Origin of the sequence: Pseudomonas sp. KB_15 (assembly GCF_052114525.1) — a bacterium.
Lineage (GTDB): Bacteria > Pseudomonadota > Gammaproteobacteria > Pseudomonadales > Pseudomonadaceae > Aquipseudomonas.
On sequence record NZ_JBFREX010000006.1, the window covers coordinates 137,621 to 147,554 of the forward strand.

Below are 9,934 nucleotides of genomic sequence, written 5' to 3' on the forward strand. Positions count from 1 at the left end.
AGAAGCCTGTAGGAGCAGCCGGTCGACGCTCGATTGTTCGCGATGGACGTTAACGAGGACGCGGGCTTCCTGGAGAAACGCGGCGCTCATACCTCCATCGTCGGAACGCCGCCCGGAGCAAGCCCGCTCCCACAGTAGTTCTATTTCGTACGCGAAAGACGTGTTCACTGAAGATCAAATGTGGGAGCGGGCTTGCTCGCGAAGGCGTCTTCAAATCCTCAGTAGTCTTCCCCGCGCTCGCTAATGTCCTTCTCGCCCATCAGCGCATCCGGACCCTGTCCCACCGGAAACTTCCCCTTCAAATTCCACGCAAACGCAATGATCTCGGCAATCGTCAGATACAGCTCCTGCGGAATGCTGTCCCCCAGTTCCATGCGCGCCAGCAGCCTCACCAACTCGGCATTTTCGTAGATCGGCACTTCGCAGTCGCGGGCGATCCGCAGGATTTCTTCCGCCAGTTCTTCGTCGCCCTTGGCGGTGAGGGTGGGGGCGTGGGTGCCGTCGTATTTGAGGGCGATGGCCTGGCGTGGGGCATTGGGGGTTTTCATGCGGTTTCGTCGACCCAGCGTTGTTCGAGGCGGGTTTGTGGGCCTTGGGGCGGTGTGCTGAGGTGGCAATCCAGGTCGCCGACGTTCAGGCCGGCGGACAGCAGGCGATCACGCAGCCCGGCCAGATTGCTTTCGATCAGGCTGGCGGTGTACGGCCGTTCGGCCCAGAGCTGGCTGGAGAGGCTGCCTTTGATCAACTGCGCCTGGATTTGCAGCGGCCCCAAGGGCTCCATGGCGAAGGCCAGTTCCACACGCCACAGCTGTTGCCTGGATTCGCGTACTTCGCGATGTTCTTTTGGCTGTTCTTTCTCGGGGGTGTCCTCGCGCTGGAACTTGACCTGCAAGGGCACGATGTCCTGCATGTTGCGCATCGGGATTTCCAGTTGCCAGGTGCTCATCAGCCGTCCGTCGGCGGTTACGCCGGTTTGTTCCAGACTCGACAATTGATGGCTTTGCAGGCGCGAAACTGCGGCGGCAGCCAGGCGCAGCAGGTGTTCGAGGTCGTTTTCACCGTCGGCGCTTTGCAACTGGCGTTCGGGCAGCGGGAAACCGGTCGGCGACGGTTTGGCACTGACCTGGCCGAGCATGCCCAGGGCATTGCGGACAAAATTCGGCATGGCCTGGGCCAGGGTGTTGGCGGCGATGATCGCGCCGAGGCTGGTGCTGGCCGGCAAGCCCTGACTCAATTGCGCAACCAGTTTCAGCAGGTCGCCTTTCATGTCCGGTGTGAGCGTCGGGGTTTGCCCGTTCAGCAGTTTGCTTTCGAGGAACGCACCACTGCTGGCCAGCGCCAGGGCCAGGCCCTTGGGGGTGCTTAGTTGCTGGACATCCGGCAGGCCGGTGAGTAAACGGGCAGCGGCGCTGCGCAGTTCGGCAGAGGTCTGGTCCGAGGCCGGAAGGTTCTGCAGGAGCTTGAGCAAGCCATCCAGCGAGCCCTGGCGGCTTTGCTGGTCGACCAGTTGCCGGGTTACTGCCAGTTGTTCCTGGCGGCTGCTCAGTGGCACGAATCTCAATGTCTGGCTGTCTTGCACCTGCGCGCTCAACAAGGTGCCGATGCGCAAGGGCTGCGGACTGTCGATGCTCAGGGTGCTGCCGCTCAGTGCACTGTTGAGCAGGCTCACCATCGAGCGAAACACCATGGGCTGGCCGGGCACTTGCGGCAGCACTTGCGAAGTCAGCACCTTGCCCTGCAGCAGGGTGCCAACGGGCAGCTGTCCGGTGTCGAGGCGGGTGAGGGTGGCGACGCTGGAGGCTATGGCCTGTTGCACCGTCACGGCCAGATTGCCGGCCGAGGGCTGGGTGACGACCAGTGTGGTGCCCTGGGCCAGCGGTTGATTGCTGGTGGTCTGGACTGTGGTCTGGCGGCCGCTGTCGAGGGTGACCTTGAGCAGCATCTGGAAAGCCTGATCCGCCTGCTTGAGCGACAACACTTCGGCCTGGGCGGTTTGACCGACGCTGATCAGCCCCTCCACCGGCGTCAGCAACTTGAGCAATTCACCGCTGACCACCTGCGGGCGTGAGGGCGCCGGGAGGGTTTGCGGTAGCGGGAGGATGTTCATTTCGCCTGTCATACGCGGTCACAACCTGAGGAAAATGCACTCTTTAGAGTAGGGCCTGGCATGTATAATGCCGCGCCGTTGTATCCAAAAATGGCGAAAACTTTGCAATTGTTTGACGCAGCTCTCTAGTACAAGACGTCATTGCATCTATGCTGCATCTCTTTAACGGCCGCGCCAGTGCCGACTTGAACCGTATAAGGCCCGTGAACCCTTGACCAGTCCTGTCCTGCAAACCGTTGCCCTTGCCTGTGAGCGAGACCTTCGGCTGCTCTTCGAAAATCTCGATTTGAGACTGGCCAGTGGCGAAATGGTGCAAATCAGCGGCCCCAATGGCAGTGGCAAGACCAGCCTGTTGCGCCTGCTCTCGGGATTGATGCACCCGACCGCCGGTCAAGTGCTGCTCAATGGCCAGCCACTGAACGAGCAACGCGGCGAACTGGCGCGCAATCTGCTGTGGATCGGCCACGCTGCCGGGATCAAGGATTTGCTGACGCCGGAAGAGAATCTGAGCTGGCTGTGTGCCTTGCATCACCCGGCGACCCATGAGTCGATCTGGCAGGCGCTGGCCGCAGTAGGCCTGCGTGGTTTCGAGGATGTTCCCTGTCACACCCTGTCCGCGGGCCAGCAGCGTCGCGTTGCCTTGGCGCGCTTGTACCTGGACAGCCCGCCGCTGTGGATCCTCGATGAACCCTTTACTGCCCTCGACAAGCAGGGCGTGGCACAACTCGAAGAACACCTGGCCGGCCACTGCGAACGCGGTGGCATGGTGGTGTTGACCACTCACCACACGCTGAGCCGGATGCCGGCCGGTTATCGCGACATCGATCTGGGGAGCTGGGCCGTATGAGTGTTTTCGGCCTGTTGGTCGCCCGCGAGGCGCGTCTGCTGTTCCGCCGTCCGGCGGAGCTGGCCAATCCGCTGGTGTTCTTTGCCATCGTCGTCTCATTGTTCCCGTTGGCAGTCGGCCCCGAGTCTCAATTGTTRCAAACCTTGTCTCCGGGGTTGGTCTGGGTGGCGGCACTTTTATCGGTTCTGCTCTCGCTGGACGGGCTTTTCCGCAGTGATTTCGAAGATGGATCGCTTGAACAGTGGGTCCTTTCGCCGCACCCCCTGCCTCTTCTGGTTTTGGCCAAGGTGCTGGCACACTGGGCCTTTTCCGGCCTGGCACTGGTTTTGCTCGCACCTTTGCTGGCGTTGATGCTCGGTTTGCCTGCCGCCTGTCTGCCGGTGTTGCTGCTTTCGTTGTTGCTCGGTACACCGGTACTGAGCCTGCTCGGTGCAGTGGGTGCGGCGCTGACCGTGGGCTTGAAGCGCGGTGGCCTGCTGCTGGCACTGCTGATTCTGCCGTTGTACATCCCGGTGTTGATCCTTGGCAGTGGCGCCTTGCAGGCTGCCTTGCAGGGCATGCCGGCGAACGGTTATCTCCTGTGGCTTGGCAGCCTGGCCGCCCTGGCGATAACCCTGACACCTTTTGCAATAGCTGCTGGCCTGAAGATCAGCGTCGGCGAATAATGAGGTCTGGTTATTTTTTAACCAGTAAAGACCCAGGCTCTTCACAGTAAAGAGCAACCGTGATGGAAAYAGTATGAACTGGACGTGGTTTCACAAGCTCGGCTCGCCCAAATGGTTTTACGGCATCAGCGGCAAAATGCTGCCCTGGCTGAGCGTCGCGGCGTTGCTGCTGATCAGCGTTGGCGTGGTCTGGGGCCTGGCCTTCGCACCGCCGGACTACCAGCAGGGCAACAGCTTCCGCATCATCTATATCCACGTTCCGGCCGCCATGCTGGCGCAGTCTATCTACGTGATGCTGGCCGTGTGCGGCATCGTCGGGCTGGTATGGAAGATGAAACTGGCCGACGTCGCCCTGCAATGCGCCGCACCGATTGGCGCCTGGATGACCGCCGTAGCGCTGGTCACAGGGGCGATCTGGGGCAAGCCGACCTGGGGCTCGTGGTGGGTCTGGGATGCACGCCTCACGTCCATGCTTATCCTGCTTTTCCTGTACTTCGGTCTCATTGCATTGGGCAACGCGATCAGCAATCGTGACAGCGCGGCCAAGGCCTGTGCGGTGCTGGCGATCGTCGGCGTGATCAATATCCCGATCATCAAGTACTCGGTGGAGTGGTGGAACACCCTGCACCAGGGCGCGACCTTCACCCTCACCGAAAAACCGGCAATGCCTGCCGAGATGTGGCTGCCACTTCTGCTGACGGTATTGGGTTTCTACTGTTTCTTCGGCGCGGTCCTGCTGCTGCGCATGCGTCTTGAAGTGCTCAAGCGCGAAGCCCGGGCCAGTTGGGTCAAAGCCGAAGTGGAAAACAGCCTGGAGGTCGCTCGATGAGTTTTGCTTCATTCGGCGACTTCATCGCCATGGGTCATCATGGCCTGTATGTCTGGTCAGCCTATGGCATCTGCCTGACGGTGTTGGCCCTCAACGTGGCGGCGCCGATCCTGGCCCGCAAGCGGTATCTGCAACAAGAGGCGCGTCGTCTGCGCCGGGAGAACGGCAAGTGAATCCGCTGCGCAAAAAGCGTCTTACCATCATTCTCGCGATCCTGGTCGGGGTCGGCGCTGCCGTCGGCCTGGCCCTGAGCGCCCTGCAGCAGAACATCAATCTGTTTTACACACCGACCCAGATTGCCAACGGCGAAGCGCCACAAGACACGCGCATTCGCGCCGGTGGCATGGTCGAGAAGGGCTCGCTGGAGCGTTCCAGCGACTCCCTGGATGTGAAATTCGTCGTCACCGACTTTAATAAATCCGTGACCATCACCTATCGCGGCATCCTGCCGGACCTGTTCCGTGAAGGGCAGGGCATCGTCGCCCTGGGCAAGCTCAATGCCGATGGCGTGGTGGTGGCCGATGAAGTGCTGGCCAAGCACGATGAGAAGTACATGCCGCCGGAAGTGACCAAGGCGTTGAAAGACAGCGGTCAATCGGCTCCAACGCCCGCGAAGGAGGGTTGATCCATGACATCCGGCATTTTTATTCCCGAGCTTGGCCACCTGGCGATGATTCTGGCCCTGTGCTTCGCCCTGGCCCAGGCTGTGGTGCCGCTGTTCGGTGCCTGGCGCGGTGACCGCCTGTGGATGAGCCTGGCCCAGCCGGCCGCGTGGGGACAGTTCACCTTTCTGGTGTTTGCCTTCGGTTGCCTGACCTACGCCTTCATGGTCGACGATTTCTCCGTGGCATATGTGGCCAACAACTCCAACAGCGCATTGCCGTGGTACTACAAGTTCAGCGCCGTGTGGGGTGCCCACGAAGGTTCCTTGCTGTTGTGGGCCTTGATTCTCGGCGGCTGGACCTTCGCGGTGTCGGTGTTTTCCCGGCAATTGCCGCAGGTCATGCTGGCCCGCGTGCTGGCGGTGATGGGAATGATCAGCACCGGTTTCCTGCTGTTCCTGATCATGACCTCCAACCCGTTCAAACGCATCCTGCCGCAAGTGCCCAGCGACGGCGCCGATCTTAATCCGTTGCTGCAAGACATCGGCCTGATCGTTCACCCGCCGATGCTGTACATGGGCTACGTCGGTTTCTCGGTGGCCTTCGCCTTCGCCATCGCCGCGCTGATGGGCGGTCGCCTGGATGCCGCGTGGGCACGTTGGTCGCGTCCGTGGACCATCGTCGCATGGGCGTTCCTCGGCATCGGCATCACCCTCGGTTCGTGGTGGGCGTACTACGAACTCGGCTGGGGCGGCTGGTGGTTCTGGGACCCGGTGGAAAACGCCTCGTTCATGCCATGGCTGGTGGRCACCGCGCTGATTCACTCGTTGGCGGTCACGGAAAAACGTGGCGTGTTCAAGAGCTGGACCGTGTTGCTGGCCATCGCTGCGTTTTCGTTGAGCCTGCTGGGGACGTTCCTCGTGCGCTCCGGCGTGCTGACCTCGGTGCACGCCTTTGCGTCCGATCCGGAGCGCGGCGTGTTCATCCTGATTTTCCTGCTGTTCGTGGTCGGTGGTTCGCTGACGCTGTTCGCCCTGCGCGCGCCGGTGGTCAAGAGCCAGGTAGGCTTTAACCTCTGGTCCCGGGAAACCCTGCTGCTGGGCAACAACCTGGTGCTGGTGGTGGCCGCCTCGATGATCCTGCTCGGCACCTTGTACCCATTGATTCTGGACGCCATGACCGGTGCCAAGCTGTCAGTCGGCCCGCCGTACTTCAATGCGCTGTTCATTCCGTTGATGGCGTTGCTGATGGTAGTGATGGCGGTCGGTATGATCGTGCGCTGGAAAGACACCCCGGTGAAGTGGCTGGTGAGCATGCTCACCCCGGTATTGCTCGGTAGCGCAGCCATGTCCGTGGTGGCCGGTGTCGCCTACGGCGATTTCAACTGGGCGGTGCTCGCGACCTTCATGCTCGCCGCCTGGGTGTTGCTGGCCGGTGTGCGTGACATCTTCGACAAGACCCGTCACAAAGGCCTGATCAAGGGCCTGCCGACCCTGACCCGCAGCTACTGGGGCATGCAGATCGCGCACCTGGGCATTGCCGTGTGTGCGCTGGGTGTCGTGCTGTCGAGCCAGAACAGTGCCGAGCGGGACCTGCGCCTGGCACCGGGTGAATCCATGGACCTGGGCGGCTATCAGTTCGTCTTTGAAGGCGCCAAACACTTCGAAGGCCCGAACTTCACCTCCGACAAGGGCACCGTGCGGGTGATCAAGGGCGGTAAGGAAGTCAGCGTGCTGCACCCGGAAAAACGCCTCTATACCGTGCAGAACTCGGTGATGACCGAAGCAGGCATCGACGCCGGTTTCACCCGCGACCTCTATGTCGCCCTCGGTGAACCACTGGGCAACGGCGCCTGGGCTGTGCGCGTGCACGTCAAACCGTTTGTGCGCTGGATCTGGTTCGGCGGTTTGCTGACCGGCTTCGGCGGGTTGCTGGCGGCGCTGGATCGGCGTTATCGGGTCAAGGTGAAAAGCCGCGTGCGCGAAGCACTGGGCATGTCGGGAGCCACTGCATGAAGCGTTGGTTGATGTTGTTGCCACTGGCGATTTTTCTGGTGGTTGCTGTGTTTCTTTACCGTGGGTTGTACCTGGATCCGGCCGAGCTGCCTTCGGCCATGATCAACAAGCCGTTCCCGGAGTTTTCCCTGCCGGCGGTGCAGGGCGACAAGACCCTGACCAAGGCGGACATTCTCGGCAAGCCGGCGCTGGTCAACGTCTGGGGCACCTGGTGCATTTCCTGCCGGGTCGAGCACCCGGTGCTGAACAAGCTGGCCCAGCAGGGCGTGGTGATCTATGGCATCAACTACAAGGACATCAACACCGATGCCTTGAAGTGGCTGACGGACTTCCACAACCCCTATGTTCTGGATATTCGTGACGACGCAGGCTCGCTGGGCCTGAATCTCGGCGTGTACGGCGCGCCGGAAACCTTCTTCATCGATGCCAAGGGGATCATCCGCGACAAGTTCGTCGGCGTGATCGACGAGCAGGTCTGGCGCGAAAAACTGGCGGCCAAGTACCAGGCGCTGGTCGACGAGGCCAAGCCATGAAACGCTGGATCGCTACCATTGTCCTGGGCTTGAGCCTGGCTGGCGTGGCCCACGCGGCCATCGACACCTACGAGTTCGCCAAGGAAGGTGATCGCGAGCGTTTTCGCGAGCTGACCAAGGAGCTGCGTTGCCCCAAGTGCCAGAATCAGGACATCGCCGATTCCAACGCACCGATTGCCGCCGACCTGCGCAAAGAGATTTTTCGCATGCTCGGCGAGGGCAAGGACAACCAGCAGATCATCGACTTCATGGTCGACCGCTACGGTGACTTCGTCCGCTACAAGCCCGCCCTGAACGCCAAGACCGCTTTGCTCTGGTTCGGCCCCGCCGGCCTGCTGCTGGGCGGTGTCGTGATCATCGCGGTGATCGTTCGCCGTCGTCGCGTGCAACGCGCCGGCACCCGGGATGAGCTTTCTCCCGAGGAGCGCTCGCGCCTCGACCACTTGTTGGATAAAACCAAGAATGATTGATTTCTGGCTCGCTGCAGGTCTGCTGCTTCTGGTTGCCCTGAGTTTTCTGTTGATCCCCGTTCTGCGCAGTCGTCGTGCCCAGCGCGAAGAGGATCGTACCGCCCTGAACGTCGCGCTTTATCAGGAACGCGTGGCTGAGTTGCAGACTCAGCAGGAAGAGGGCGTGCTCGATGCGACGCAAATGGACGCCGGTCGCGCCGAAGCTGCCCGTGAGTTGCTGGCGGATACCGAAGGCGTCGAGGCGCCGCGAGTGTCGCGACTTGGCAAACCCTTGCCGTTGCTGGCGGCCGTCCTGGTGCCGATGCTGGGCCTGGGGCTGTACATGCATTACGGCGCCAGCGACAAGGTCGAACTGACCCGTGAATTCTCCCAGGCACCCAAGTCGATGGAAGAGATGACCCGGCGCCTGGAGCGCGTGGTCGCCGCTCAGCCGGAATCCGCTGAAGGCATGTACTTCCTCGGTCGCACCTACATGGCTCAGGATCGCCCGGCGGACGCGGCGAAGATGTTCGAACGCACGGTGAGCGTGGCCGGTCGTCAGCCCGAGCTGCTCGGTCAATGGGCCCAGGCCCAGTACTTCGCCGATGGCAAGAAGTGGTCGGATAAGGTCCAGGCCCTGACCGACGAAGCGCTCAAGGCCGATCCGAAAGAAGTCACCAGCCTTGGCTTGCTCGGCATTGCCGCGTTTGAAGGCGAGCGTTATCAGGACGCCATCGATTACTGGAATCGCCTGTTGGCGCAGTTGCCGCCGGACGACAAGTCCCGCGAGGCGCTGCAAGGCGGGATTTCCCGGGCCACGGAGAAACTGGTGGCCAGTGGCGGCAAGGTTGCGCAAGCACCGGCGGCCAAGGCCTCGGCGTTGCTCAAGGTCAGCGTCGATCTGGCCGCAGACCTCAAAACCAAGGTCCAGCCTGGCGACAGCGTGTTCATCTTCGCCCGTGCGATCTCCGGTCCTCCGGCCCCGCTGGCGGTCAAGCGCATGACCGTGGCCGACCTGCCGGTGACCGTCGAACTGGGCGATGCCGACGCGATGATGCCGCAATTGAAACTGTCGAACTTCCCTGAAGTCCAACTGGTTGCGCGCATTTCCCGTGCCGGCAAACCGACCGCCGGCGAATGGATCGGTCGCAGCCAGCCCCTGGCCAGCAGCACCACCGCGCCGCAAACACTGACCATCGACAGCCCGGACAAATAACAGGAAAACGCAATCATGACCGCATTCGCTCGTATCACCCTGCTCAGCGTCGTTATGGGGTTAAGCGCTTGTGCGGTCCAGCAACCAACGGAACATCCGGCACCACCACCGTTCCCGCCGTCGCAGCCCAGCCCCACGCCATCGACTTCACCCACACCGGTTAAACCGGGCATTCCGGCGAAACCTGCCAAACCGTTGCCCCGCACATCGGCCAGCTTTGCGCCGCCACCGGGGGGCAACAGCCATTGGGATCCGAAGCTTGGGGTCTATGTGCTCGATGACCAGCCCAATACCTTTTATCGCCAGCGTACCTATTACCGCTGGGATAACGGCTGGAGCCGGTCGATTGGTCCGAACGGGCCGTGGGAAGAGACGGACATTCACGGTGTACCGGGTGGCCTGGGACGGCAATTCGGGCAGTAACGCACTAAGGCGACCTTCGGGTCGCCTTTTTTGTGCCTGCTCTGGAATGTGATTGGCGGCTCACTGCTGACCCCTGTGGGAGCGGGCTTGCTCGCGAAGGCGGTGTGTCAGGCGGCGTGGATTTTTACGGGTGTACATATCCGTTTCTTCGGTAACGGCGGCTGATGGTTTCGCCCTTACGGCGACTCACTTTTTTTACAAGCGCCTAAAAAAAGTAAGCAAAAAAACGCTCGCCCCTGACGTACGGC

The 9,934-nt window shown here is 61.6% G+C and carries 12 protein-coding genes; 10 read left to right on the plus strand and 2 right to left on the minus strand.

Going from position 1 to position 9,934, the window contains the following annotated elements; all coding sequences use genetic code 11:
• Positions 1-218: 218 nt before the first annotated feature.
• Positions 219-548 (minus strand): EscU/YscU/HrcU family type III secretion system export apparatus switch protein, encoded by a 330-nt coding sequence (locus AB4Z35_RS10025; RefSeq protein WP_442096864.1) that lies wholly within the window; start codon positions 546-548, stop codon positions 219-221.
• On the minus strand, positions 545-2,119 hold the full coding sequence (gene fliK, locus AB4Z35_RS10030; RefSeq protein ID WP_442096865.1) for a flagellar hook-length control protein FliK: 1,575 nt from the start codon (positions 2,117-2,119) through the stop codon (positions 545-547). The genes AB4Z35_RS10025 and fliK overlap by 4 nt, the downstream gene beginning before the upstream one ends.
• Positions 2,120-2,318: 199 nt before the next feature.
• Between fliK and ccmA the strand changes: the two genes are divergently transcribed.
• The 10 genes from ccmA to AB4Z35_RS10080 all read left to right on the plus strand — a co-directional run bounded on the left by ccmA (position 2,319) and on the right by AB4Z35_RS10080 (position 9,686).
• Positions 2,319-2,954: a cytochrome c biogenesis heme-transporting ATPase CcmA gene (ccmA, locus tag AB4Z35_RS10035; RefSeq protein WP_442096866.1), complete on the plus strand. Its 636-nt coding sequence runs from the start codon at positions 2,319-2,321 to the stop codon at positions 2,952-2,954.
• Complete coding sequence (gene ccmB / locus AB4Z35_RS10040; protein WP_442096867.1) at positions 2,951-3,619, plus strand: heme exporter protein CcmB; 669 nt, start codon at positions 2,951-2,953, stop codon at positions 3,617-3,619. Before ccmA ends, ccmB begins: the two co-directional genes overlap by 4 nt.
• Positions 3,620-3,692: 73 nt before the next feature.
• The gene (locus tag AB4Z35_RS10045; RefSeq protein ID WP_008000403.1) at positions 3,693-4,448 is read left to right on the plus strand and encodes a heme ABC transporter permease; all 756 of its coding nucleotides are present in this window, start codon (positions 3,693-3,695) and stop codon (positions 4,446-4,448) included.
• Positions 4,445-4,621: a heme exporter protein CcmD gene (ccmD, locus tag AB4Z35_RS10050; RefSeq protein ID WP_007983322.1), complete on the plus strand. Its 177-nt coding sequence runs from the start codon at positions 4,445-4,447 to the stop codon at positions 4,619-4,621. The genes AB4Z35_RS10045 and ccmD overlap by 4 nt, the downstream gene beginning before the upstream one ends.
• Positions 4,618-5,073 carry a cytochrome c maturation protein CcmE gene (ccmE, locus tag AB4Z35_RS10055; RefSeq protein ID WP_008000405.1) on the plus strand — a complete coding sequence of 152 codons (456 nt, stop codon included), beginning with the start codon at positions 4,618-4,620 and terminating at the stop codon, positions 5,071-5,073. Before ccmD ends, ccmE begins: the two co-directional genes overlap by 4 nt.
• A 3-nt stretch (positions 5,074-5,076) precedes the next feature.
• Positions 5,077-7,065, plus strand: a complete 1,989-nt coding sequence (locus AB4Z35_RS10060) for a heme lyase CcmF/NrfE family subunit (protein WP_442096868.1) — start codon at positions 5,077-5,079, stop codon at positions 7,063-7,065.
• Entirely contained in the window at positions 7,062-7,598 is a 537-nt protein-coding gene (locus tag AB4Z35_RS10065; protein WP_442096869.1) for a DsbE family thiol:disulfide interchange protein, read from the plus strand. Before AB4Z35_RS10060 ends, AB4Z35_RS10065 begins: the two co-directional genes overlap by 4 nt.
• Positions 7,595-8,068, plus strand: coding sequence for a cytochrome c-type biogenesis protein (locus tag AB4Z35_RS10070; RefSeq protein WP_442096870.1), 474 nt, complete (start codon positions 7,595-7,597; stop codon positions 8,066-8,068). Before AB4Z35_RS10065 ends, AB4Z35_RS10070 begins: the two co-directional genes overlap by 4 nt.
• Complete coding sequence (ccmI, locus tag AB4Z35_RS10075; RefSeq protein ID WP_442096871.1) at positions 8,061-9,263, plus strand: c-type cytochrome biogenesis protein CcmI; 1,203 nt, start codon at positions 8,061-8,063, stop codon at positions 9,261-9,263. The genes AB4Z35_RS10070 and ccmI overlap by 8 nt, the downstream gene beginning before the upstream one ends.
• A gap of 15 nt (positions 9,264-9,278) precedes the next feature.
• Positions 9,279-9,686: a hypothetical protein gene (locus tag AB4Z35_RS10080; protein ID WP_008000415.1), complete on the plus strand. Its 408-nt coding sequence runs from the start codon at positions 9,279-9,281 to the stop codon at positions 9,684-9,686.
• Positions 9,687-9,934 lie beyond the last annotated feature (248 nt).

Coding starts and splice junctions, on each gene's coding strand:
- AB4Z35_RS10080 (WP_008000415.1), top strand. CDS start 9,279: ATGACCGCATTCGCTCGTATCACCCTGCTCAGCGTCGTTATGGGGTTA.
- ccmI (WP_442096871.1), top strand. CDS start 8,061: ATGATTGATTTCTGGCTCGCTGCAGGTCTGCTGCTTCTGGTTGCCCTG.
- AB4Z35_RS10025 (WP_442096864.1), bottom strand. CDS start 548: ATGAAAACCCCCAATGCCCCACGCCAGGCCATCGCCCTCAAATACGAC.
- AB4Z35_RS10065 (WP_442096869.1), top strand. CDS start 7,062: ATGAAGCGTTGGTTGATGTTGTTGCCACTGGCGATTTTTCTGGTGGTT.
- fliK (WP_442096865.1), bottom strand. CDS start 2,119: ATGACAGGCGAAATGAACATCCTCCCGCTACCGCAAACCCTCCCGGCG.
- AB4Z35_RS10045 (WP_008000403.1), top strand. CDS start 3,693: ATGAACTGGACGTGGTTTCACAAGCTCGGCTCGCCCAAATGGTTTTAC.
- AB4Z35_RS10070 (WP_442096870.1), top strand. CDS start 7,595: ATGAAACGCTGGATCGCTACCATTGTCCTGGGCTTGAGCCTGGCTGGC.
- ccmD (WP_007983322.1), top strand. CDS start 4,445: ATGAGTTTTGCTTCATTCGGCGACTTCATCGCCATGGGTCATCATGGC.